At 71.8% G+C, this 23,647-nt stretch carries 24 protein-coding genes and 1 pseudogene; 12 read left to right on the top strand and 13 right to left on the bottom strand.

Annotated elements, in window-relative coordinates; translation table 11 throughout:
• Window positions 1–18 precede the first annotated feature (18 nt).
• The gene (locus LE548_RS02110; RefSeq protein ID WP_225094831.1) at window positions 19–369 is read left to right on the top strand and encodes a DoxX family protein; all 351 of its coding nucleotides are present in this window, start codon (window positions 19–21) and stop codon (window positions 367–369) included.
• 9 nt (window positions 370–378) lie between these two features.
• Here the strand turns inward: LE548_RS02110 and LE548_RS02105 are convergent, their stop codons facing one another.
• Both LE548_RS02105 and LE548_RS02100 read right to left on the bottom strand, forming a co-directional pair.
• Window positions 379–807: a PP2C family protein-serine/threonine phosphatase gene (locus LE548_RS02105; RefSeq protein WP_308029700.1), complete on the bottom strand. Its 429-nt coding sequence runs from the start codon at window positions 805–807 to the stop codon at window positions 379–381.
• Window positions 808–831: 24 nt separating this feature from the next.
• Window positions 832–1,014, bottom strand: a complete 183-nt coding sequence (locus LE548_RS02100) for a hypothetical protein (RefSeq protein WP_225094830.1) — start codon at window positions 1,012–1,014, stop codon at window positions 832–834.
• 440 nt (window positions 1,015–1,454) lie between these two features.
• On the opposite strand from LE548_RS02100, the gene LE548_RS02095 reads away from it, so the two are divergent.
• Complete coding sequence (locus LE548_RS02095) at window positions 1,455–3,260, top strand: alkaline phosphatase family protein (protein WP_225094829.1); 1,806 nt, start codon at window positions 1,455–1,457, stop codon at window positions 3,258–3,260.
• 197 nt (window positions 3,261–3,457) lie between these two features.
• Here the strand turns inward: LE548_RS02095 and LE548_RS02090 are convergent, their stop codons facing one another.
• Window positions 3,458–3,712: a response regulator transcription factor gene (locus LE548_RS02090; RefSeq protein WP_225094828.1), complete on the bottom strand. Its 255-nt coding sequence runs from the start codon at window positions 3,710–3,712 to the stop codon at window positions 3,458–3,460.
• Window positions 3,713–3,851: 139 nt separating this feature from the next.
• Window positions 3,852–4,061 (bottom strand): response regulator transcription factor, encoded by a 210-nt coding sequence (locus LE548_RS02085; RefSeq protein ID WP_225094827.1) that lies wholly within the window; start codon window positions 4,059–4,061, stop codon window positions 3,852–3,854.
• 10 nt (window positions 4,062–4,071) lie between these two features.
• Here LE548_RS02085 and LE548_RS02080 point away from each other — a divergent pair, with 10 nt between their 5' ends.
• The 7 genes and pseudogenes from LE548_RS02080 (at window position 4,072) to LE548_RS02050 (ending at window position 10,889) form a co-directional block, all read left to right on the top strand.
• Window positions 4,072–4,305: a hypothetical protein gene (locus LE548_RS02080; RefSeq protein ID WP_225094826.1), complete on the top strand. Its 234-nt coding sequence runs from the start codon at window positions 4,072–4,074 to the stop codon at window positions 4,303–4,305.
• 168 nt (window positions 4,306–4,473) lie between these two features.
• Entirely contained in the window at window positions 4,474–5,511 is a 1,038-nt protein-coding gene (locus tag LE548_RS02075) for a permease (RefSeq protein WP_225094825.1), read from the top strand.
• A complete protein-coding gene (locus LE548_RS02070) occupies window positions 5,508–6,353 on the top strand; it encodes a TIGR03943 family protein (RefSeq protein WP_225094824.1) in 846 nt (281 codons plus the stop codon). The genes LE548_RS02075 and LE548_RS02070 overlap by 4 nt, the downstream gene beginning before the upstream one ends.
• Window positions 6,354–6,818: 465 nt before the next feature.
• Window positions 6,819–7,421, top strand: coding sequence for a hypothetical protein (locus tag LE548_RS02065; protein ID WP_225094823.1), 603 nt, complete (start codon window positions 6,819–6,821; stop codon window positions 7,419–7,421).
• Between the two features lie 809 nt (window positions 7,422–8,230).
• Complete coding sequence (locus tag LE548_RS02060) at window positions 8,231–8,959, top strand: family 16 glycosylhydrolase (protein ID WP_225094822.1); 729 nt, start codon at window positions 8,231–8,233, stop codon at window positions 8,957–8,959.
• A 249-nt stretch (window positions 8,960–9,208) separates the two neighbouring features.
• A pseudogene (locus tag LE548_RS02055) lies at window positions 9,209–9,670 on the top strand (FAD-binding oxidoreductase); the annotation flags it as partial.
• A gap of 694 nt (window positions 9,671–10,364) precedes the next feature.
• Complete coding sequence (locus tag LE548_RS02050; RefSeq protein ID WP_225094821.1) at window positions 10,365–10,889, top strand: BBE domain-containing protein; 525 nt, start codon at window positions 10,365–10,367, stop codon at window positions 10,887–10,889.
• 8 nt (window positions 10,890–10,897) lie between these two features.
• On the opposite strand, the gene LE548_RS02045 is transcribed toward LE548_RS02050, so the two are convergent.
• The 3 genes from LE548_RS02045 to LE548_RS02035 form a co-directional block, all read right to left on the bottom strand.
• Window positions 10,898–11,830: a M56 family metallopeptidase gene (locus LE548_RS02045; RefSeq protein WP_225094820.1), complete on the bottom strand. Its 933-nt coding sequence runs from the start codon at window positions 11,828–11,830 to the stop codon at window positions 10,898–10,900.
• A gap of 18 nt (window positions 11,831–11,848) precedes the next feature.
• Window positions 11,849–12,232, bottom strand: a complete 384-nt coding sequence (locus LE548_RS02040; protein WP_225094819.1) for a BlaI/MecI/CopY family transcriptional regulator — start codon at window positions 12,230–12,232, stop codon at window positions 11,849–11,851.
• Window positions 12,233–12,451: 219 nt separating this feature from the next.
• Window positions 12,452–12,718 carry a GlsB/YeaQ/YmgE family stress response membrane protein gene (locus LE548_RS02035; protein ID WP_225094818.1) on the bottom strand — a complete coding sequence of 89 codons (267 nt, stop codon included), beginning with the start codon at window positions 12,716–12,718 and terminating at the stop codon, window positions 12,452–12,454.
• Between the two features lie 201 nt (window positions 12,719–12,919).
• On the opposite strand from LE548_RS02035, the gene LE548_RS45910 reads away from it, so the two are divergent.
• A complete protein-coding gene (locus LE548_RS45910; protein WP_308029694.1) occupies window positions 12,920–14,068 on the top strand; it encodes a TerD family protein in 1,149 nt (382 codons plus the stop codon).
• Between the two features lie 331 nt (window positions 14,069–14,399).
• Window positions 14,400–16,109, top strand: a complete 1,710-nt coding sequence (locus LE548_RS02025; protein ID WP_225094817.1) for an LCP family protein — start codon at window positions 14,400–14,402, stop codon at window positions 16,107–16,109.
• Window positions 16,110–16,207: 98 nt separating this feature from the next.
• On the opposite strand, the gene LE548_RS02020 is transcribed toward LE548_RS02025, so the two are convergent.
• The 4 genes from LE548_RS02020 to LE548_RS02005 form a co-directional block, all read right to left on the bottom strand.
• The gene (locus LE548_RS02020; RefSeq protein ID WP_225094816.1) at window positions 16,208–16,441 is read right to left on the bottom strand and encodes a hypothetical protein; all 234 of its coding nucleotides are present in this window, start codon (window positions 16,439–16,441) and stop codon (window positions 16,208–16,210) included.
• A 153-nt stretch (window positions 16,442–16,594) separates the two neighbouring features.
• A complete protein-coding gene (locus LE548_RS02015) occupies window positions 16,595–17,464 on the bottom strand; it encodes a class II glutamine amidotransferase (RefSeq protein ID WP_225094815.1) in 870 nt (289 codons plus the stop codon).
• Between the two features lie 164 nt (window positions 17,465–17,628).
• The gene (locus LE548_RS02010; RefSeq protein WP_225094814.1) at window positions 17,629–18,543 is read right to left on the bottom strand and encodes a TIGR01777 family oxidoreductase; all 915 of its coding nucleotides are present in this window, start codon (window positions 18,541–18,543) and stop codon (window positions 17,629–17,631) included.
• 146 nt (window positions 18,544–18,689) lie between these two features.
• The gene (locus tag LE548_RS02005) at window positions 18,690–19,673 is read right to left on the bottom strand and encodes a TIGR01777 family oxidoreductase (RefSeq protein ID WP_225094813.1); all 984 of its coding nucleotides are present in this window, start codon (window positions 19,671–19,673) and stop codon (window positions 18,690–18,692) included.
• Window positions 19,674–19,830: 157 nt separating this feature from the next.
• On the opposite strand from LE548_RS02005, the gene LE548_RS02000 reads away from it, so the two are divergent.
• Window positions 19,831–20,385 (top strand): XRE family transcriptional regulator, encoded by a 555-nt coding sequence (locus LE548_RS02000; RefSeq protein WP_225094812.1) that lies wholly within the window; start codon window positions 19,831–19,833, stop codon window positions 20,383–20,385.
• A gap of 81 nt (window positions 20,386–20,466) precedes the next feature.
• On the opposite strand, the gene LE548_RS01995 is transcribed toward LE548_RS02000, so the two are convergent.
• Both LE548_RS01995 and LE548_RS01990 read right to left on the bottom strand, forming a co-directional pair.
• Window positions 20,467–20,877 carry a hypothetical protein gene (locus tag LE548_RS01995; RefSeq protein ID WP_225094811.1) on the bottom strand — a complete coding sequence of 137 codons (411 nt, stop codon included), beginning with the start codon at window positions 20,875–20,877 and terminating at the stop codon, window positions 20,467–20,469.
• 31 nt (window positions 20,878–20,908) lie between these two features.
• Complete coding sequence (locus LE548_RS01990) at window positions 20,909–23,437, bottom strand: beta-L-arabinofuranosidase domain-containing protein (protein WP_225094810.1); 2,529 nt, start codon at window positions 23,435–23,437, stop codon at window positions 20,909–20,911.
• Between the last annotated feature and the right edge of the window lie 210 nt (window positions 23,438–23,647).

Genomic DNA, 23,647 nt, shown 5'->3' with positions numbered 1-23,647 from the left:
GTCCGGTGAGGTGGAGGCATGGATATCGCCTCTGTGGTCGTCACCTGCGCGGCCGTCCTGGCCAACGTCGGCATCGCGGCGGCGGATGTCGCCAGGGCGCCGTTCGTGCTCGCCAACTCGGCCGAGGTCGGCGTGCCGCGCACCTGGCTCCCCGCCTTGGCACTGCTGAAGGTGGCGGGAGCGGCCGGGTTGCTCCTCGGCCTGTTCGGCATACGGCCCCTGGGGATCGCGGCAGGCGCCGGACTGGTGCTGTTCTACGTCGGCGCCCTGACCGCCCACGTCCGGGCGCGGGTGTTCCACAACATCGCCTTCCCCGGACTGTTCCTCGCGCTGGCCGCGGGCGCGCTGACCCTGGCGGCAGCCCGCTGACCGGAGCGGTCACCGCAGCCGCTCCAGCGCCACCAGGGCCGCGTCGTCGTCGAGGTCGCCGCGGACGTGGTGCAGGAGGTCACGGCGCAGCGCGGCCACCATCGCCGCCAGCGGCCGGCCCGCGTGCGCGTGGATCCGGGCGGCCAGGTCAGGGAAGCGGCCGAGGCGGTCGCGGGCCTCGATGAAGCCGTCGGTGTACAGCACGAGACGGTCACCGGGGCCGAACGGCACGGTCTGGGCGGCGGGTTCCGCGGTCAGCAGATCGCCGAGCCCGAGCGGCGCCCCCGGGGGATCCGGCTCACAGGGGCGCACCTCGCCCGCGTGCACGAGGTACGGCGGCAAGGGCTGTCCGCAGCGCACCCTCGGCCTCCCGGTGGGCACCACCTGCTTCGTCCACAAACCCGACGGCGGCAGCACCACGAGCCCGGCCTCGGACACCGCCGAGCTCCGGTCCGGCTGCATCTACACGGAGTGCGCCCGCACCACGCGGACACTGGGGTCGAGTTGCTGACCCGACCGCCTTCCCGGCCCTTTGCCCTCGGAGTGGAGAAAGCGGACGGCAATCACGACGACCGGCTGCGCCGTGGTCCCGGCGGCGAGGTGCTCGTCCCGGCGGGCCGGGTCGCCCGCCACGACAAGCGCCACCCGCCGTTCCAGGCCAAGGACGGCGTCGTCGACACCACCAATGGGATGGGCTGCACGCAATGGGATGGGCTGCACGACGGTCCCGTTCGGCACCGGGTGATCGACCGCCGGACCGTCCTCTCTCGCGTGGGCCACCGCACCTCTCACCACCCGATGGTCGAACAGGACAACGCCCGAGCCCGGCAGGCCCGGGCCAGTCCCTGCGACACGCGGCCATCGGCTACCGCAACCTGGCGGCACTGCGCCGCCGACCCCGGTACGGCGACCGGCCTCCCCGGTGCGGCAGGGGGCGCCCCGCCCCCAACTTGTCTGGTCAAGTTTGGTCGTGGTTCTTCCCTCCGACAGCGGCGGCCACTACTCATGTCCCGTTCGTCGTGCACAGTCAGGCCGTGAGACCACACTCCTCACGGCACCCTCACCAACGGGACGAGGTACCACGTATGCGACTGCGCTGGAGATCCATCGGCGGGCTGCTCGCCCTCCTCGGCGCGCTGATCGTCTCCGCTCCCGCACCCGCCCAGGCGGCCGGGAGCAGCGGCAATCTCATCATCAACGGCGATGCGGAGAGCGGTGGTTACTGCACAGGTGACTGGTCGGCCGCCACCACCATGCCCGGCTGGACGACCGAGGCCGGCGGCCCGGACGTCATGTGCCACTCCGTCGCCTCCTTCGGGCTGCCCAGCGACGGCAACACACCCGGCAAGGCCTTCTTCGGACCGGGCAACCTCGGCGACGGGGCGATGACCCAGACCGTCGACGTCTCCTCGGCCGCCTCCGCCATCGACGCCGGCGGAGTGCACTACGACCTCTCCGGGTGGCTCGGCGGCTGGACCACCTACAGCGGCTATGCCGCGGTCAGCCTGCACTTCCACGACGCCGCCGGACACCCCCTCGGCGCCTCCGCCGAGCTGCCGACCGTCTCCGCGACCGACCGGGGCCTCGCCACCAAGTTCCTCGCGCGCAGCACCACCGGCGCGGTGCCGGTCCGCACCCGGACCATCCAGGTCGAGGTGCAGTTCCTGTCGACGAGCAACGAGACCGGCTACCTCGACAACCTCTCCCTCACCCTGGACACCCCGGTCACCGCGCCCGCCCCGCTCGCGCCGCCCGTCTCCAAGGTCCCGGGCTACGACCACGTGTTCATGGTCATGATGGAGAACACCGACTACTCCGAGGTCATGAACGACCCGGCGGACACGCCGTACATGCACAGCCTCATGGCCCAGGGCGCCACGCTCACCGACCACCACGCCGTCTACCACCCGAGCGACGAGAACTACCTGGCCGTCGCCGGCGGCGACACCTACGCCAAGGGCGCCACGTACTTCCCGAACATCAACTCTCCCGAACGCAACCTCGGCGACACCATCGAGGCGGCCGGCAAGACCTGGAAGGCCTACGAGCAGGGCATGGGCACCCCCTGCAACACCAAGAACAACAATGACAGTTACTACCAGCCCGACGACGCGCCCTTCATCAACTACACCGACATCAGCGGTGATGCCGCACGCTGCGCGGCCCACCTGTTCGACACCACGCAGCTCACCACCGATCTGAAGTCCGCGGCCACCACCCCGGACTTCTCCTGGATAGCCGCCGACGACTACTACGACGGCGAGGCCTCCGGCAACGGCAACGCCACCAGCCTGAAGGCCCAGGACGGCTGGCTGAAGCAGACCCTCGCCCCGGTCCTCTCCTCCCCGGCCTGGACGCAAGCGCGCTCGCTGCTCATCCTGACCTGGGACGAGAGCCAGAACGAAGCCTACGACCACGTGGCCACCACGGTCCTCGGGTCCCAGGGCACCGTCCCGGCCGGCACCAGCAGCCCGGCCCACTACGACCACTACGGCATCGCCCGCACCATCGAAGGCGCGCTCGGCCTGCCCGGTCTCACGGCCAACGACACCTACGCCACCCCGCTCGACGACGCCTTCGTACCGTCCACCGCGACCACGCCGACGCTCACCGGCAGCCTGAACGCGGTCGCGAACGGCGGCAACGTCACCTTCCGCTACGCGGTGCCGTCGGCGGCGCAGGTGAACGCCAAGAACTGGGTCGGCGTCTACCCGGCGGGCGTCACCCCGGGCGGGCAGTCGTCGCGCACCTGGGCCTATGCCCCGAACGCCAGCGGCGCGCTGACGTTCTCGACCGGCAAGATGGGCGGCGCGGGGACGTACGACGTGTACTACCTGGCCGATGACGGCTACTCGGTCCTGGCCGGACCGTTCACCGTGACCGTCGGCTGACGGCCCGCAGAGGGCCGGCGCCCCGGCCGGTTCCCGCAGCGGCCGGCGCACATGCGTCGTCAGCAGGCGCCGGCCGGGGTCGCCGAGGTCCGGCACGGGTGGGAAGCCGCGCAGTGCGCGAGGCCCGGCGAATCGTGCCGGGCCACAGCATGGGGCGAGCGGGTTCACGGCGCGCTGCAACGGCGGATACCGGCCGGTCACAGGCCCAGGGCGATGGCCACGCGGGTCAGCTCGGCGGTGTTGGTGATATTGAACTTGGCCCGGATGCGGCGCAGATAGGCATCCACGGTGTGCTTGGACAGGCCCATGTGGCGAGCCGTCTGGAGGTAGGTGCGGCCGGCGGCGATGTGCCGCAGTGTCTCCCGCTCACGCGGCGCCAGCGAGGGCTGGGGCGCGGTGGCGGCAGCGGACGCGGGAGCTTCGGAGTGCGGTGCGACGAGAGTGGCACTCATGAGGCTGTCCTCCAGCGGAATGTTTTGACCGATTAGGGTGATTTGCCCTTGTTCCTCCACGCTGCGCGTCGTACTTCATGAGCCTGTCCGCCGACTGTCACAGGAGTGTCACAGGGGCGGGTGGGCGGTTTGACCGACGTCAGCGGGCGGGCTCCGCCGTGGGCGGCTCGGGCGTATCCCCGGCGAGCCCGGTCCGGTGGGCGTACAGGGTCGCCTGCACCCGGTTCTCCAGGGCCGGCCGGGTCAGGATCCGGTTGGCCCGGCTCTTCGCCGTCGTCTCGCTCAGGCCCAGGTCCACTGCGATGCGCGCGTTGGGCAGCCCACACGCGACCAGCGCCAGAACCTGCACCTCGCGCTCGGTGGGTCCGCCGTCGACCGGTGCCCCGGCGGGCGTCGGCGCCGTCGGCAGAAGCGCGGGCGGCAGCGCGGTGACGGTGTCGATGGGGTGCCGGATGGTGGCCCATGTCCCCGTGTGCGGCGTGCGGACCGTCTACGACCGCATCCGGGACACCTGTGCCTGGCTCTGCCTGGCCGCGCCGACGGCGCTCACGGCCACCGCCGTCGTCCGGCCCCGGCGCCCGGCGCACCGCTGAGCTGCCAGGCGGCGGCCCGCGGACGGCCCTTTGTCCACCCGTGGGGCCCAATCCTCGCGTGGGTCGACGGGCCGGCGGCGTGTATGTCGATGGGCCGGCGGCGTGTATGCGGGGTCCGGGCGGCGCCTCTCGCCTATCGTCGGCCGGACACCGACATCCGGAGTGATAATGGAAAAAACGGATGAATTGGTTGGTGTGGCCGAGGGCGTGACGGTCGCACCCGTCGATCCGCCCGTGCGCCGCGTCCGGCCATGGCCGCACGGCGCCGCCCTGGCGATCGGGGCCGGAGCCGTCGCCGTACAGCTCCTCGCCGGCACCGAGTGGCTGGACCAGCCGGCCGTCCAGGCCTGGCGCACCGTCTGCCTCGCCATCACCGTCCAAGCGCTTCCCTTCCTGCTCCTGGGCACCGCCCTGTCCGGTGCCATCAACGCCTTCGTGCCGGCCGAACTGTTCACCAAGGTGCTGCCGAAGCGGCCCGCGCTCGCCGTGCCGGTGGCCGGGGTCGCGGGCGCCGTGCTGCCGGGCTGCGAGTGCGCTTCCGTCCCCGTCGCCAACAGCCTGATCCGGCGGGGCGTCACCCCGGCCGCCGCCTTCGCGTTCCTGCTCTCCGCACCGGCCGTCAACCCCGTCGTGCTGACCGCCACCGCCGTCGCCTTCCCGGGCAACCCCGCGATGGTCGCCGCCCGGCTGTTCGCCTCCCTCGCCACCGCGGCCGTGATGGGCTGGCTGTGGCTCTGGCTGGGCCAGGAGAAGTGGCTGCGGCCCGTCCTGCGGCAACGGCACACCGGCCACCGGTACGGGGGCAACCGCTGGAACGAGTTCCGGCTCGGCTTCCAGCACGACTTCCTGCACGCCGGCGGTTTCCTGGTGCTCGGCGCCATGGCCGCCGCCACCTTCAACGTCGCGGTGCCGCGCGCCGTCCTCGACACCTTCTCCGGCTCGCCCTGGCTGTCGGTGCTCTTCCTGGCCGGGCTCGCCGTGCTGCTGGCGGTCTGCTCGGAGGCGGACGCGTTCGTCGCCGCCTCGCTCGCCGGGTTCTCGCCGACCGCCCGGCTGGCCTTCATGGTGGTCGGCCCGATGGTCGACCTGAAGCTGATCGCGCTCCAGGCGGGCACCTTCGGGCGCGCCTTCGCCTGGCGGTTCTCCACGGCCACCACTGCCGTGGCGGTCGCCGCGAGCGCCCTGATCGGAGGGGCGCTGCTGTGAGACGCCCGGTACAGACCCTGCTGCTGGCCCTGACCGGTGCCGGCCTGCTGCATACGGCCCTGTTCACCGACATCTACCTGCGCTACGTCAAGGCCGGCCTGCGCCCGCTGCTCATCGTCTCCGGGGTGGTCCTGCTGCTGCTCGGCGTGGCGTCGGCGGTCATCAGGGACATCAGGGACGCGAGGGACGCGAGGGACCCGAGGGACGCCAGGGACGTCAGGGATCTGCCGGGCCACACTCACGACGCGCACAGGCACGAGCACGGCCATGACCAGGGCCAAGACGGCCATGACCAGGGCCGGGACGGCCATGGCCACGGCCACTCCGGCGCACCGCGCATCGCCTGGCTGCTGTTCCTCCCCGCCCTCAGCCTGCTCTTCTACGCCCCACCCGCCCTCGGCGCGTACACCGCGGCACGTTCGAACGCCAAGCCGGTCACCGCGCAGAAGAAAGGATTCGCCCCGCTGCCCGCGACCTCACCCCTGCCCCTGACCCTCACGGACTTCACCAAGCGCGTCCAGCAGGACCGCAGCCTGGCCATCAAGCGCCGCGCCGTCCAGCTCACGGGCTTCGTCACCCCGGCCGAGGACGGCGACGGCTGGTACCTGACCCGCATCATCTTCACGTGCTGCGCAGCAGACTCGCAGACCGTCAAGATCCGCATGTACGGCGGCACCGAGGCACCCGCCGCGAACACCTGGCTCGCGGTGACCGGTACCTGGCATCCCCAGGGCGTGCTCGGCACGAGGACCGCGCAGGCGGCGCTCGACGTGCAGGACGCCCGGCCCATCGCCCAGCCGGTGAACGCCTACACGGACGACCTGCCGCTCACGCCCTCGTAGCCGGTCCGACCGCGTCGGCGAGCAGCACGCCCGTGACCAGGTCGGGGCGGATGCGCCGGTCGGTGGGGACGCTGTCACAGATCATGGCCGGCTTCTTCGCGGGTATGTGACTCTACTCCTCGCGGGTTCCGATGATCCGTACGCGCGGCGGCACATCATGAGCGGAGCGCGGAGCGACACCGCGGGGGATCGGTGCCGCTCCTGATGTCACTGTGACCCCTCTCGTACGGTTCGGACCAGTGCCTTTCGGCCCTGGCTCAGGGGGGCCGGACGTCCCCCGGCGCACCGCCCCGCAATCCGCTGAAACGGTACCTATGGGGATGAAGCGGACGGATCCGGGGAGGCTCGGCGTGAGCCCGTCGCGGGTGTCTTCGGCACTCACGCCGCCGCGATCCCGAATGAGGTGCACGATGGAGTGGTGGCACCCCGCGGCACGCCTGGCGCGGTGGAGAGGAGGCGGTGACGATGACCCGGACACCTCCCACGACAGTCACCCCGGTACGGCTGTGGCGATGGCGGCGCAATCCGCTACGCCGGCACAGCGACGTCGTCGAGGCCTGGATCGTCCTCGCGACCTGGGTGCTCGCCGTCCTGTGCGGGGCCGTCGCCGGTCTCGCGGCGGCCCATTCGGCCGACTCGACGTTCTCCGCCCGGCGGGCGGAGGTGCACGCGGTGCACGCCGTGCTCACCGACGACGCGGCGCGCACCTCCGTCACCGGGACCGGCTACGATGACGGGCGGGTCTGGGCGTCCGTGCGCTGGACGGACGCGCACGGCGTGGTCCACACGGACCGGGCGAAGGTCGTGCCCGGCGCCCCCGCCGGCTCCCAGGTCACGATCTGGACGAACAGCGCGGGCCGCATCGTGTCCGCGCCGGTCACCGGCGCCGCGGCGGACCTCCAGGCGGCCCTGACCGGCGCCCTCGTCGCCCCGTCGGCCGGCGCGGCGGTCTGGGTCGTGGGATGGGGAGTCCGCACCCGGCTCATCCGGCGGCGCATGGCCGAGTGGGACGAGGAGTGGAAGCAGATAGGGCCGAGGTGGGGAAACCTCAGCGGAGGCCGTGGCTGACCGCCCGGCACCGCCGCTGCCGGTAGTCCAGAAGACACGAGCCCCTCCTTTCACCGGCCTCACGGTCCTCGGCCCGGGACCCATGCCCAGTCAGCCACCCGGCCCTCCCCGGGACCCAGGCGGGCACTCTCATGCCTTCCTGGACCCTGTGCGGCGCCCCGTTCGCGGAATCGGTGCGGCACTCTGCTGCACCTCTGCGGCACTCGACCGTTCCCAGATCCACACGCCAACCGACCCGTCCCCGCGTCGACGTGGCACCGGTCTGTCCCGGCCCGTGCACGTGGCTTCCGCCTTTTCCTGGGCCTTGCGCGGCATCCGGCCTGGCCCGGCTATGCATGCGGCATCCGGCCTGCCCAGCCCTGCACGCGGCCCTCGCCCCCTCCCGGCCCCTGCGCGGCACCGGCCTGTCGGGGGCATACACGCGGCACCCGGCCCCGGAACCCACTCGGCACCCGGTGCCTCCTCGATCCGCGCGGCACCCGCCCGCTCCACCCCGTCGCCCACGAGGTACCCGCGCTCCCCCCGCCGCCCACGCGGCACCCGGCGGTTGCCGAAAACGTCAGGGCGGGAAGGGCCACCCGCTTCTCGCGGATCCGGATTGCGCGGTGCACGGTTCCCGACCGCTTCTCCGCGTCTTTCTCGGTCCTTCCCGCCACTACCAGCACACCACGGAAACCGCCGGTCCACCAGGGGCGAACGGCCCCGCCCTGCCGGTCCGGATCCGGGTCCACGTCACCCGAAAGGGGCGTTCCTGTACCGCGTGGGCCGCTGGGGCGCATGACCCGGCCCGGGACGGTGAGACCTCTGGCATGGAGAATCCTGCTCCGGGACACCCGCTCCCGGCCCAGCGCCCCCCGTCCGGGCCCCGCATCGTCTTCACGGCGGACTTCACTTCCCCCCGCCAGTGGGTCGCGGGCCGTTCCTGGGCATATCCCGGGGGCGGCCCGGTGAACCCGGGCGACGACAAACTGGACCACCTGGTGTCCGATCCCTCCTACTCCCGCTCCGGCGTCTTCAAAGCGACCCGGCGCCCGGACGGCGACTGGGACACCGGTCTGCTGACGACCGAGGGCAGCGAGGAGGCCTTCACGGTCCGGTCCGGGGACGTGCTGGAGGCCCGGGTACGGCTGCCCCGCGAGGTCGGAGCGTGGCCGGCGATCTGGACCTGGCGCGACGGCGACCAGGAGATCGACGTATTCGAGTACCACCCGGACCACCCGGACCTCCTGGAGTTCACGAACCACGTCCGCGGCACCGGGCACTGTGTCCGCGACCCCGCCGTCAGCCCCGGCGCCTGGATCGACCTGCGCACCGAGTTCGGGGCCCGCTCCGTCGTGTGGTCGGTGAACGGCGCCCGGGTCTTCGCCGACGGGCGGGGCGTGGGACACGACTGGCACGCCTGCCTCATCGTCAACCTCTCCGTCTCCGCGGGCCGTTACCACCCCGCCCCCGATCCGGAGACGACGCAGATGTCCTTCGAGGTGACCGGGCTCGTCGTACGCCGCCCGCATCCGGCCGACCGCACGCCGGCCAATTGATCATTGCCACGGCGATCGCGCCAGGCGCCTCCGTTGCGGGCGCGGGCGAGCGAGCGCCCGGGCCGGAGCGCGCGCCCCTCGTGACACCGTCGGGCGCCCTCGTGGCCCACGGCGTGCCCCGGCGCCCGCACCCACCTGCCCGGGGATCCGCGCGCCCGCCCCGCTTCACCCGAACGGCGGAGTCCCTGGTCGGCAGCGCTCGGTAACTTGCTGTGATCAGCGCTGGTCAACCCCTGTGGAGGCGCCGTCATGTCCACCTCGTCCACTGGCTCCCGCTCGCGCGCCCCGATCGAGGTCGGTCCGGGCGACGACCGCTACGAGGCGCTCCGCCGGGGCTTCAACCAGCGGTGGATCGCCTCTCCGGAGCACGTGGTGGTGGCCACGAGCACGGCCGACGTCGAGGCCGCCGTGAACGCGTGGCTGGACCGGCATCCGGGTACCGGGACACCGCCGCGCCGGATCACCGTCCGCTCCGGCGGCCACTGTTACGAGGACTTCGTCTGCGGCGACGACGTCGCGGTCATCATCGACGTCAGCGCCATGAACCGGGTCTCCTACGACCCCGAGATGGACGCGTATTGCGTCGAGGCCGGCGCGAGCAACTGGCACATCGCCACCCAGCTCTACCGCACCTACGGCCTCGCGGTGCCCGGCGGCTCCTGCTACTCCGTCGGAGCCGGCGGACACATCTCCGCGGGCGGCTTCGGCCTGCTGTCCCGGCTGCACGGGCTCACCGTGGACCATCTGTACGCCGTGGAGGTCGTCACCGTACGCGACCGCACCCGCGCCGCCGTGACGGTCGCCCGCAAGGACTCCGCCGACCCCGCCGTACGCGACCTGTGGTGGGCGCACACCGGTGGCGGGGGCGGCAACTTCGGGGTGATCACCCGGTACTGGTTCCGTGACCTGCCCCGGCCGCCCGCCCAGGTGCTGCTGCGCACCGTCGCCTGGGAGTGGAAGCTGTTCGAGGAGAACCCGGAGCTGTTCCTCGGTCTGGTGCGCCGCTACGGCAGCTTCTTCGAGGGCGAACAGAGCGGCGGCGACTCGGACTTCCCGGGGCGGTACGACCACTGGGACATGTTCACGCTGCTCAAGCTGAACCACCGCAAAGCCGGCAAGGTCGGCCTGATCGTGCAGTTGGACGCGACACGCGCCGACTCCGTGCACCGCCTGGAGGCGTTCCTGGACTACCTCGCCCCGGAACCGGACTATCCGCGCCACCCCCTGGACCTGCGCATGGGCGAGCATCCGGCGCTGGAGGAGCTGTACATCCCGACCCGGCTGCCCTGGCTGACGGCCACACAGAACCTCAACGAGTCCGGCCCGAGCCGCTGCGGAAAGTACAAGTCCGCCTACCACACGGCCTGGCTTCACCGAGGATCAACTGGCCACCATCTACGACTACTTGACCGACCCGGACTACAGCAACGACCAGGCGCTGTTCCAGGTCGACTCCTACGGCGGCCGGATCAACGACCTCCCCGCGGACGCCACCGCCGTACCGCAGCGCTCCTCGGTGCTGAAGCTCCAGTTCCAGACGTACTGGACCTGGGACAGGGACGCCAACCACGACGGTGTCTACGACTTCCAGGACGCGCGCGCCGACCCCGGCATCGCCGCACCGCACGTCGACTGGATCCGCCGTTTCTGCAGCGCGATGTACGCGGCCGCCGACGGCGTCCCGGCCGTCCTCCCGCCCGGCGGGGCCGAGACACCGGAACAGAACACCGACGGCTGCTACATCGGCTACTGCGACGCCGACCTCAGCGACCCCGAGCTCAACCCGCCCGAGGCCGAGCAGCCCTGGTACCGCCTCTACTACAAGGACAACTACGACCGGCTCCAGCGCACCAAGGCCCACTGGGATCCCCGCGACGTCTTCCGCCACCGGCAGTCCGTCCGCCTTCCGGGGACGGGGGCACACCCATAGGGGCCGGCTCAGAGCGGGGTCGCCGCGCGGAGCAGAAGCAGGAGCGTCAGGGCCGAGTCGGCCGAGAACATCGCAGAGAGGGCGGCTCCGCCGGCCGCGGTCCACAGGGCCAGGCCCGCGGTCGTGAAGACGGACGGCCAGGAGCGTGCGTGCGGCGCCGGGGCCAGCAGCGCGGCGACCCGGCGGGGGAGGGGGCCGGGGGCGGCCAGCGCGGCGAGCGTCGGCGCGGGGACGGGGCGGGAGACGAGTGCCGCGGTGCCGATCGCGCGGGCGACGGCCTTGCGGCTGCCGACCGCCTGGGCCGCCGACTCGTCCGCCCACCGCTCCGCCGTGTAGGTGACCGCCGTCCGCAGCGGGCGCAGGAACGGGTTGGTGCAGGCGGCGAGTTGGACGAGCAGCAGGTGCCGGTGATGCCGGGCGGTGAGGTGGGCGCGCTCATGGGCGAAGAGCGCGCGACGCTCGCGGGAGGCGAGGCACCCGAGCATGCCCGTGGACACCACGATCCGGTCGCGCGGCCCGCCCGGCAGCGCGTAGGCGTACGGCCGGTCGTCGGGCAGGACCGCGACCTGTGTGTCCGGCAGTCCCCGGAGCGCGGCATGGGTTCGCCGTCGTACCCGGCGATGGCGCAGCAGGGCCCGGCCGCAGGCGGCGAGGACCGCGAACAGCGCCGGGATCGCGGCCTTGCCCGCGACCTCGTGCCGGGGCACGCTCTCCCGCACCTCGGGGTCCGACCAACCGTCGGGGAGAGGATTGCCGGGCAGCTGGGCCGTGCCGACCACCATCAGCAATGCCAGACACACCGTGCTGCACAGCGCCATGACCGTGGACACCCAGGTCAGCAGGGTGGTCGCGGTGTGCGGGTGGAGACGCTGCTCGGCCAGGCGGGCGACCGGCCAGGCCGTCAGCGGCAGCACCAGGGGGAGGAGGACGAAGATTCCCATGCGCGCTCGGTCTCGTCCTCAGTCCTCGTCGGTGGCCTGGTCCAGCAGTTCGCGCAGCACTTGTTCGTCACCCTCGGGCAGTGCGGTGATGAAACTGGCCAGCACCGCCCGCCGGTCCTGTTCGCTGTCGAGGACCTTGCGCATCTTCAGCGCGGCCAGCCCGGCCTCGTCCGCGGCGGGCAGCCACAGGAACGACCGCCCCTCGCGCCGGCGCGTCACGGCGCCCTTCGCCAGCAGCCGGGCCAGGACCGTCATCACGGTCGTGTAGGCGAGGTCGGCGGCCAGATGATCCTGCACCCAGCCGGCGGTCACCGGGCCCCCGGCCTCGTGCAGCGCCGCGAGCACCTGTGTCTCCAGCGCGCCCTGCGCCCTGCGCCGACGGCGCGGATCGAGGTCCGTCACCCGCGTCTCCCTTCGCTTGCGTCTCTCGCCTCGACTCCTCGTGCCGGGGGGAACGTCACATCGTACAGATCCGGCAGTCACGGAGGTGTCGTACGGGCGCCTTGATTCTACAATGATGTAGATTCAAGGGGATCAGGGAGGCGGAGCCGTCCGGCCGTGTGCGTGGAGGGGTGAAACGTGGGTGTTCTTCCGTCCGGCCGCCGACCCTCACGGGCCGGGTCAGTCGCGGGAGTTGCCGAACAGGATGCGGTAGCCGATGAGCAGCACCAGGGAACCGCCGATCGCCGCGCCCCAGGTGTAGAGGTCGAAGAAGTGCTTCTCCACCGGGCGGTCGAGGAAGCGGGCGGAGAGCCAGCCGCCGGTGAAGGCGCCCGCGATGCCGATGACGGTGGTGCCGATGAGGCCGCCCGGGTCGCGGCCCGGCAGCAGTACCTTGGCGATGGCCCCGGCGGCCAGGCCGAGGATGATCCAGCCGATGATGCCCACGGTGTTGTCCTCCAGTCGGTAGCGTGTTCGGGCCAGACTAGGGGCGGTTGACGTGATCGCCCGGCACGCACCGGCCTCTGGAGATGTCCCGTCGAGGTTCTGCTACATGATTAAGACATTGCGCAACTGGGGAACCGGAAGGGCCCCGGTGGCGTTGATCGTGATGGGCGCGGGAAGCGCGAGCGGCTGCGGAGGACGTGGATGAGTGTGTCCCTGACCAAGGGCGGCAATGTGTCGCTGAGCAAACAGGCCCCCGGCCTGACTGCTGTGACGGTCGGGCTGGGCTGGCAGGCGAACACCGGGTACGAGCTGGACGCCAGCGCGTTGCTCTGTGACGGGTCCGGTCAGGTGCTGTCCGACGAGCACTTCGTCTTCTTCAACAACCTGACCAGCCCCGACGGTTCGGTCCGCCATGGCGGCGCGGGCGGGCCGGCCGGCGGTGACGACCAGCGGATCCAGGTCGACCTGACCCGGGTCCCGGCTCAGGCGGAGAAGATCGTCTTCCTCGTGTCCCTCTACGAGGCCGCGAGCCGGGGCCAGGCCTTCGGGCAGGTGCACCGGGCGCACATCCGCGTCCTCGACCGGGACGGCGACACCGAACTTGCCCGCTACGACCTCGCGTCCGGCGGTCTGTCGGCCGAGACCGCGCTGGTCTTCGGCGAGCTGTACCGGCACGGCGCGGAATGGAAGTTCCGCGCGGTCGGCCAGGGTTACGCCTCGGGCCTCGCCGGCATCGCCGGCGACTACGGCGTGACGGTGCTCCAGGAGACATCCCCGAGCGCCGCACCCGCCCCGGCGCCGAGCCCGGCCCCGCTCGCCGCACCGCCGGCGAGCGCGGCAGCGCCCGTGCCGCCCGCCCCGTCCAAGCCGCTGGTCGCCGCCTCGGCGGCCCCGGCGTTCACCGCATCACCGCAACCCACCGGGAGTTCCACCGTGACCTGCTTCTTCGACCCCAACCACGGCCCGGGCACGACGACCGTGACCTGGTCCCCGCAGTGGGGCGTGCCCCGGCCCGTACAGACCTGCGGCGGCTGCGCCCAGCGTGTGCAGACCACGGTCCCGCCCTTCTACACCCCGCCCCAGCAGGGCTACCCGCAGCCCGTGTCGCAGGGCTATCCCCAGCAGGGCTATCCCCAGGGCTACCCCCAGCAGGGTTACCCGCAGCAGGGCTACGGCGAGCCGTACGGCGATCACCACGACCACCACCAGCAGCAGGGCGGCGGCCGCCGCTTCGGTACCGGTGCGCTGATCGGCGCCGGCGCGGCCGGTCTCATCGGCGGCGCGCTGCTCAACGAGGCGTTCGACGACGATGAGCCGGAGGTCGTGGTGAACAACTACTACGAGGACTGATCCGTCCCCGCCGACTCCACGCGGGTGGGTATTTGATGCCGACTTATTCCGGCATAAGCCCCACCTGGAAGCGCACCTGACACCGTTCTTAATCGGGGGGCGTACACTCCGCCTCCCGTACCGTCCCAGGTCGCACGGCGGTTCCAAGTGGTGCCTCGCCTGTGAATCGAGTGTGTATCTGTGCTGTTCGGGCCACAGGTTTGCTAGATTGCGCAACTACGCAAGCGAGGTGGAGCGATACCGCTTCACCTGCCCTTACGCCGCCGCGCGGTCCCGGCCGTAACACCCCACGGCAGGGACTGACGGGCCCGACCGTTCATGGGAGTGGGAGATGAGCGACCCGTGGGACGGGCCCTCCGGGCAGGCCACGCGGAGCCGTAGTGCACGGGTGGTGCCCGCGCAGCGGGCGTCCGAGTCCGACGGGGGCCGCGCTCAGGGCGGCGGCAGGGCCGCGGCCCGGGCGGCGGCCCGCTCGCAGGGCGCCCGGCGCGGACGCCGGGCCCGCCCGGCGGGGCGCGGCAAGAAGACGCTGAAGATCTTCGGCATCGGCATGTCGACCCTGATCGTGGTCACGGCCGGTGCGGGCTGGTGGTTCTACGAGCACCTGAACGGCAACATCCACAGCGTCTCGCTCGACGGCAAGGGCGGCACCGAGAAGGCCGACGCCTTCGGCCGCACCCCGATCAACATCCTGGTCATGGGCTCGGACGGCCGTACCAGCCAGGAGGACTGCAAGCTCGGCGGCGGCTGTTCCCACACCGGTGTGCAGACCGGCAGCAACGCGGATGTGGAGATGGTGCTGCACATATCCGCGGACCGCTCCAACGCCACTGTGATGAGCATCCCGCGCGACACCATGACCAAGGTGCCCGCCTGCACGGACAGTGAGAGTCACCAGTCCACGAACGGCTACTACGGCCAGATCAACAGCGCGCTGCAGTACGGCCCCGCCTGTCAGGTGGCCACCGTCCACCAGCTCACCGGCATCCCGATCGATCACTTCGTCAAGCTCGACTTCTCCGGCGTCGTGAAGATGTCCGACGCGGTCGGCGGTGTCTCCGTGTGTGTCAACGACGACGTCTACGACACCTACTCGCACCTGAAGCTGTCCAAGGGCACCCACACCCTCAAGGGCGTCGCGGCCCTGGAGTTCGTCCGCTCCCGGCACGGCTTCGGCGACGGCAGCGACCTCGGCCGTACGACGACGCAGCACATCTTCCTCAGCTCGCTGATCCGCAAGTTCAAGAGCGCGGGCACGCTCACCGACCCCACCGCCGTCTACGACCTCGCCGACGCCGCGACCAAGGCGCTGACCGTGGACGACGGCCTGGGCACCGTGAAGAAGCTGATCGGTCTCGCATCGGACGTGAACAAGGTGCCCACCAAACGCATGACCTTCACGACGATGCAGACGGCCCCCGATCCGAACAACAAGGACCGCCTCGTCGTGGGCCCCGGTGCGCAGACCCTGTTCTCCACCATCGCCAACGACCAGTCACTGACGACCGGTTCGGGCGGGAAGTCCGCGGCGGCCTCCGCCACCGCCAAGCCCACCACCCCGGCCGTGCCCGCGTCGCAGATCTCCGTGACGGTGGGGAACGGCACCACGGTCACCGGCCGGGCCTCGGACATCGCGACCGCCCTGACCGGCCAGGGGTTCGGTTCCGCCACGGTCACGCACTACGCCCCGGCCTCCGCGACGACCACGCTGACCTACGGCACCGGCCAGAAGGGGGAGGCGCAGACGGTCGCCAAGGCGCTCGGTCTGTCCTCTGCGCATCTGAAGCAGGGCACCGGAACCGGCCTGACCCTGGTGATCGGCGCCGACTGGCCGAGCGGCACCAGCTTCCCGGGCGGCACGTCCGCGCCCGCGCCGGCGGACACTCACGCGGCCGTCTCCAACGCCCATGCCTCCACCGCCGACGAGGCCAAGACCTGTGCCAAGGTCAGCCAGTACAGGACGGTCAGTGTCAACGGCATCGCGATGACACCGTCCCAGGCGTACGCGGCGGCACGCAGCCAGCCCGACTCCGACAGCTGACCGGCCGGGCCGGGCCCCGGGGAACGACGACATGGGGCAGCCGGCCCCCCCGCCCCCGTCGCCGGGGGCGGCCGGCTCGGCCTTGTCCACCGTGCCGGTCAGGGACTGGCGATGTCGAAGCCGTACCGCAGGGGCTCGCTGGTCACGTGGTAGTCCCGGCGGTACACGTACACGGCCTCCGCGCGGACCCCGTCCGCGGAGGCGGCCTCCACCTTGCAGGGGCACGTCACCTGGATCACCCGCGGCCGGCCGGAGACCTCCATCCGTGTCCCGTCCGCCGGCCCGCCCGCGAGTACGGCGGTCTCCCAACCCGTCACTTCGGTAGTCTCCACGGCGACAGTTTACGGCTTGCGCAAGTTTTGATCCCGTGAATCCGATCACGGGCGCCGTCAGCCCACCCGGTGGGACATGGCGATGCCGGCGGCCCTGTCCCCGACGGTCACTTCGTGTCGTCTCCGGTCGTCCGCAATGCCCGACGGCACGACCTACGCCGGACGCTGGGAGGCCGCCGCGGTGGGTTCCAGGTCGGCCAGGGCGAGCGGGTGGGCCGGCGGGTCGGGCAGGGCGATGCGGGCCGTGGTGTGCAGGTCGGGGCCGACGTGGAGCAGTTCGCCGGGGTCCATGAGCCGCCACAGCGGGTTGTCGTCCATGGGCTCGCTGGCCACCACGACGGAGGGGAGCACGCTCAGCCGTGCCGAGCGGACACGCAGATGGCCGTTCCGTCCGGCGTGGTCCAGGTGCCGCGAGCCGTGATGGCCACCGGGCGGGCGCCGCAGGACGTACAGCTCGTGCGTGGCGGGATAGCGCAGGGCCCACAATTCGTCGTCGGTGGCGAGGACGACGTTGAGGGCGAACAGGGGAAGGTGCCCGGCGACCCAGCGCGCCGCGGACACCAGCCCGGCGGACACATCGCCGCCGTGCGCCGCGGTCTCCCGGGTCACCAAGGCGAAGAAGCGCTCGGAGTCGGTGTCGCCGCGCACCAGCGACCGGTCATCGCCCAGATGCCGGTCGAGCTGGTCGAGTCCCTCGATCACCCCGTTGTGCGCGAACAACCGCCCCTGCTGGGCGAAGGGATGTGTGTTGCGCACGTCCAGGCCTCCGGTCGAGGCATAGCGGATATGGGCGAGGAAGGTGGCCGACTCGACCTCCCGGGCCTCCTCGGCGAAGGACCGGTCCTCGTACGCGGCGATCGGCGCCTTGTGCACCTCCGGTGTCCCGTCCGCGTCGAAGAACCCCAGCCCGGTGCCGTCGGGTTCGCGATGGCTCTGCGCGCTGAGACTGTCGGGGGCGTCCAGCAGCCAGAACGTGGCATGTGTGCGGTGGGGAGAGCTGATCAGTCCGAACAGTCGGCACACGGCATCCTCCTTGGCGCCCCTTGTCCCGGGCCTGACGCCGGGACCCGTCACCGTACGGCCGGACGACCATGGTCCCGCGTGCCGGGCGTTCGCGCACTCGGCGCGGCGGACGAGTTACCGGGTGCCGGCGCCATCCACTTCCGCGCGCTCGTCCGCACGGGACCTCAACCGGCCGTGCGCAGCACCGAGTCGAGCGCCTCGTCGATCCTCGGGTGGGCGAAGACGAACCCCGCCTTGTCCAGGGCACCAGGGACGACCCGGGCGCTGCAGGTGATGCTCCCCGCGAACTCGCCCAGCGCCGCGCGCAGGGCGACGGCGGGGACGGCCGCGAACGCCGGGCGGTGCAGCGCGCGGCCGAGGGCCCGGGTCACCTCGCGGTTGGTCAGCGGCTCGGGGGCCGTGAAGTTGACGGGACCGGACAACTCCTCCGTGTCGAGGGCGAAGCGGAGCGCGGCGACGTGGTCCGTCAGCGAGATGAAGGGCCAGTACTGCTCGCCGGAGCCGAGCCGGCCGCCCAGGCCGAGGCGGAAGAGCGGGAAGAGACGGCCGAATGCCCCGCCCTTGGCCGAGACCACCAGACCGGTGCGCGGGTGTACGACGCGGACGCCGATCTGCCGCGCCGGATCGGCGGCCGCCTCCCAGTCGGCACACACGGAGGCCAGAAAGTCCTCCCCGGCCGGCTCGCTCTCGTCGACGACGCGCTCGCCGGTGTCGCCGTAGAAGCCGGTCGCCGACGCGGACACCAGGACGCGCGGCGGGGCGGCGGAATCGGCCACGGCGCGCGCGATGGTCCCGGTGCCGAACACCCGGCTGTCGTGGATCTCCCGCTTGTAGGCCGCCGTCCACCGCCTGTCCCCGACTCCGGCGCCGGCGAGGTGGACGACGGCGTCGGCGCCGTCCAGCGCACCGGGCTGGACCCGCCCCGCGACCGGGTCCCAGTGGGCGGTCTCGCTGCCGTCCGCAGGGGCGGTGGCGGACCGGTCACGGACGAGGCGGACGACCTGGTGGCCGTCCGCCAGCAGCGACCGGGTGAGTGCGGAGCCGATGAGTCCGGTGGACCCGGTGATCGCGACGCGCATGGCGTCCTCCCGAGGAGGCGTGAGCTGTTCTCGTGATCCAAATTTGAATCACGAGGGACGATACACCGGGTGCTTGTAGTTTCAAGTAAAGAGGGGCTGTGCGGGGGCGGGGTGAGGCCACGCGTGCGTCCCGGGGGCGCGCGGACTCAGCGGGGGCCGGGCCGGTACGGCACGGGCCTGGGCAGCCGAAGCCGTCCGGGTGCTCGCTGGACGAGGTCCGAGGCAGCTGGCCCCCAGGTGGGATACGCGAAGCGGAACTCCGCCTCCCGTAGTCGGCCTGGTGTCACCCGGCGGCTCTTGAGGAGCAGTTCGGTGTCCGAGCGCAGCGCGAACGCGCCCAGTTCCGCCATCCAGCGCGTCGCGGGCAGCCCGAACGGGACGCCCCAGGCCGCCCGCAGGGTCCGCATGAAGTCCCGGTGCGGGAGCGGGTCGGGGGCGGCGAGGTTCACCGGGCCGTCGAGATCGTCCCGGTCGATCAGGAACTCCACCGTGCGGACGAAGTCCTCGTCGTGGATCCAGGAGACGTACTGCGCACCGCCCGCGACGGGCCCGCCGAGCCCCAGCCGGGCCAGGCCGAGCAGCACGTCGAAGACGCCGCCCCGGTCGGGGCTCATCACCATCGCCGAGCGCAGCGCCACCTTCCGGGTCGCCGGCGTCGGCGCCTCGCGCTGCGCCCGCTCCCAGTTCCGCGCGATCTCGACGCTGTGGCGCCAGTGGTCCGGCACCCCGGTCTCCGTGCCGCCGAGCACACCGGCCGCCTCGTCGTTGGCCGCGTCGAAGCGATGGGCGTAGATCGTCGCGGTGCTCATCTGCAGCCAGACCCGCGGGGGCCGTACGGCCGTGGCGATCGCTGCGCCGACCACCCGCGCGGAGTCCACCCGGGAGTCCATCATGGCCCGCAGGTTCTCAGGGGTGTACCGGCAGGAGACGCTGCGGCCCGCCAGGTTGATCACGACGTCGCAGCCGTCGATCGCCCTGGCCCACGGACCGAGCGTGACCCCGTCCCAGCCGATCTGGCGCTCGCGTTCCGGATGCCTGGTCAGCACCGTGACCTCGTGACCGGCCGCCGTCAGTGCGCGGTCCAGGATCGTGCCGACCTGTCCGGTTCCCCCGGGCAGAACCACCTTCATCGCTCCCCCTCCGTTCGTGTCGGACCCAGCGTAGCCCTCGATTTGAACGTGTTCAAAAGAAGGTGTGGCGCGAGTGGCCTGCAGCGTCGGCCGCGTCGCATAGGCTGACCAGCGAGACGGCCGCCGCGAGTCGCCTCGACGTGGAGAGGAGAAGCCCGTGGACACCGTCGGGGAGAGTCTGGACCGGGCGCTGGAAGGGGCGTTCACCCGCCCCGTCCCCAAGTCCGCGCAAGCCCGGATGAAGTACCTGGTACGGCAGCTCAAGGGCACCCGACAGGCCGCCGAGCTGCTGGGTGTCTCGCAGCGCACCGTGGAGCGGTACGTGGTCGGCACGCTCAAACACCCGCGCAAGGACCTCGCCGCGCGGCTGGAGCACGAGGTGCGGCAGCGCTGGCAGCCGCAGGTGCGGGCGCGGGCCAGGGACCGGGCCGCCACGGCGGAGGGCATCATCGTCTCGGCGCGCGCCCGGTTCGGCTTCACGGCGGCACCGGGAACCACGGACGACGCCCGGCTGCGCCACATCACCCAGGCCCTGCCGCCCCGCTGGGCCGAGCGTCTCTTCGCCGCCCGCGACCAGGGCGCCACCGAGTCCCAGCTGCAGCGGATCGCCGCCGAGGGGCTGGGCGAGATGTACTTCCGCGACGCCGGCCGCCGCGCCCAGGGACTGCTGGTGGAGTTCACCGACGTCGAGGACATCGACATCTCCCTGTGAGCGGCGGTCGTACGCGCGCGGCTGGAGCGCCGGCCGGCGGATCACGTCGGCCGGGCCTGCGCCGGAGCCGTCAGAGTGCCGTCACCGGCAGGGTGAGCGTGGCCGGCGCAGGCCCGGGGCGGTCGCCGAGAGGGTGAGGCGGCCCGGTCGCTTCGCGGGGCGCAGGATCGCCAGGGCGCGGCCGTGCCAGGTGTGGCGGCGCGGCTGCCGGAAGCTGTCCACGTTGTGCGGGTTGCCGCTCGCGACCCCCGCGAGTTCGCCCGCGCCCGTCACGTCGAAGGCCACCTCGACCGTCGCGTCGGGCACGAGCCGGCCCCGGTGGTCCGTGACCTCCACCTGGACATGGGCCAGGGCGTCGCGGCTCGTGCGGCCCGCCAGTGGTTCTGCGGCTTGCGCACGCCGATCAGGGCGGCGGTGGCGGGCGCGAGCGCCTGCCGTCGGGTGACACCCCGGCCGTCTCTCTGTCCCGTCACCGTCTCTCCTGCTGGGCAAAGGAATGCGGACAGGTGTGCCGCGTGCTCGGCTACGCGCCGGCCAGGGCCGTGACCTCGGCCGCGGTCAACGTCTTGCCGTAGACCCGGAAGTCGTCGACCGCCGCCTTCAGATACGGGTCCTGGTACTGCGACCGGCCGATGTAGTTGGCCCGGATGTGATTGCCGAAGTCGCGGGGCTCGACGGAGACGGCCGTGTTGCGGCCCACTTCGCGGCCGTCGGCGTACAGCACGGCCGTGCCCCCGCCGTAGGTGACGGCCACATGGACCCAGCGGTCCGTCGGCAGCGGGCCGGCGTCGATGCGCTGCTCCGCGCCGCCGCCGCTCGTGGTGATCGCGTAGCGCAGGGTTCCCGCGTCGCTGAGCGGGGTGAGGAACATGTTGGCGTTCACGCCGGTGCCGAAATCGAAGATCCGGCTCCAGGTGGCCGGTTGCCCGGCGAGGTTGACCCAGGTGGCGACCGAGTAGGCGGAGGCGCCCGCCAGCAGGTCGTCGGCGAGGGCGACATGGCCGTCCGTGCCGTCCAGGGCGACGGCGCCCGCGAGGTGGCCCTGCGTCCAGGAGGCTCCGCCGGTCAGGGTCGCTGTCTTCCCGTTCCCGGTGGCGTCGGCGGCCGTCGTGCCGGACGTCTCGTCGAAGCGGTGCCAGGCGGCGAACGCCGGTGGCGGGGACGGGGGCCGGCCGGTCAGCCAGTAGACGTTGTAGTACTGGTGGTGGACCCGGGCGATGGGCAGCAGCGTCACCGTCTCGTTGTCGGCCGTCGCCGTGAACCGCAGGGGGTCGGCCGACGTCTGCCGGATGGTGCCGGGGGCCAGCCGGGGCATCGAGCGGCTCTGGGTGGTGCCGTACGCCCCGGCCAGCACCACCGGACCGTGCAGGACGGCCTGGACGTCCGGGTCGTCGGGGGTGGCCTCGACGGTCGTCCGCATCGGCAGGGTGACCTCGACCCGGTCGCCGGTCTTCCAGGCGCGGTCGAAGCTCTGCCAACTACCCGCTGATAGACGGCTCTTGACCGAATGGCCGTTCAGCCTGACGCTCGCTCCGGAGGCCCAGGCCGGGATGCGTACCAGCAGCTCGTGCCGCGCGCTTCCGGCGGTGACGGTGAGGACGGTCGAGGCGGAGTCGGGCAGCCGGGTGGTCTGCCGCCAGGTGATGCCCTGCTCCTGCCAGTGCACCTCCGAGGGGATGAACAGGTTGACCAGCAGCCGCTGTCGGTCGTGCGTGTAGATCGTGTCCGCGAACTTCGCCTGGGTCTCCATGCCGGTGCCGTGATCGCAGGAGAAGTTGTCGTAGTCGGTCGAGTACGCGTTGGGATCCGTCCCCATGAAGGACGGCTGTTGCTTGAATGAACCCGGGCCGAGGCCCGTGTAGTAGATGTTGAAGCCGTGCGCCGAGTCCGGGTCCTGCTCACCGAGCATCTGGTTGAACAGGGTGCGTTCGTAGTAGTCGAGCAGGTCGGTGCGGTCCGGGTTCTCGAAGTGCAGCAGCCGGGTCAGCTTGAGCATGTTGTAGCTGTTGCAGTTCTCGCAGGTGCGGTTGGACAACTGCCCGGCGACGACATCCGGTTCGTGGAAGGCCTCGCCGTTGCTGTTGCCGCCGATGACGTACGAGTGGTGGTCGGTGACGATCTGCCAGAAGTTCTGGGCGATGGTGCGGTACCGGTCGGTCAGGCCCTCCTGCCACAGCCGCATCGCGCCGACCATCTTCGGGATCTGGGTGTTGGCGTGCAGCCCGGCGAGCTGATCCTGGCCGGCGGCCAGGGGGTCGAAGACCCGGGCGTGGGTGAAGCGTTCGGCGACCTCCAGCCAGACGGCGTCCCCGGTGATCGTGTGCAGATCGGCGAGGACGTCGTTCATCCCGCCGAACTCGGTCTCCAGCACCTGCTGCATCTGCGCGTAACTCAGCTTGCCGGTCCGGGTGTCGACCCACTGAGCGAGGTGTAGCACCACGTCGAGGGCCTGACTGTTCCCGGCCAGCCGGTACTGCTCGACCAAGCCCGCCATGATCTTGTGGATTGTGTAGTACGGCGCCCAGACGCCCGTTCCGGCCTCCAGCCGGTCGAAGAAGCTCTCGGGGAACGCCGACAGATACCCCTTGCCGTAACCGGCCGACGGTGACGCGGCCTGGCAGGCGGCCAGCGCGGCGACGAGGCTGCGGCCCTTGTCGCGCAACGCCGTGTCGCCCGTGTTCGCGTAGGCGAGGGCGAGACCGGAGAGCAGATGCCCGGTGGAGTGCCCGCGCAGCTCGACGCTCGGCGCCTCCCAGCCACCGCAGGGCTGGGCGGTGCTGGGCAGGCCGACGTTCCGCCGGAAGGTGTGCAGCAGCCGGTCGATGTCGACGAAACGCAAGTAGGCGGTGTTGCGACGCTGGTTGTCCTGGAACGGCCCGGCCAGCAGGGTGACCGCGGTGAGCGGGAACGGCTGTACCCGGGCGGCCTGCCGGCGCGGCGCTCCGGTCCGGTGGGGTGTCGCGTGGGCGGCGACGCCGTCGGTCACCGTCAGGGCCGCCGCGGTGGCGCCGGCCGCGGTCAGGAAAGAGCGTCTGCCGAGGGGTGGGGTCACGAAGTCCTCCGCATGTCGATGGCGTGGGGCGGGGAGTCCCGGTCCCCGCCCCACGTGCGCGTCGTTCGAAACGGCATGTTCGAAATATCGAAAGCTGTGCGACATGCTGTGCGGGGATCCACCGTAGAGGACTGACTCCTGGTGTCAATGGCAGGGGAGAGACAGGAGTGCCTGGCCGAAACCGAGTCGACAACTCGGAGCCGTGCGACG

Origin of the sequence: Streptomyces sp. CoH27 (assembly GCF_020181035.1) — a bacterium.
Taxonomy (GTDB): domain Bacteria; phylum Actinomycetota; class Actinomycetes; order Streptomycetales; family Streptomycetaceae; genus Streptomyces; species Streptomyces camelliae.
This window is presented reverse-complemented; position numbering and strand designations above follow the sequence as displayed.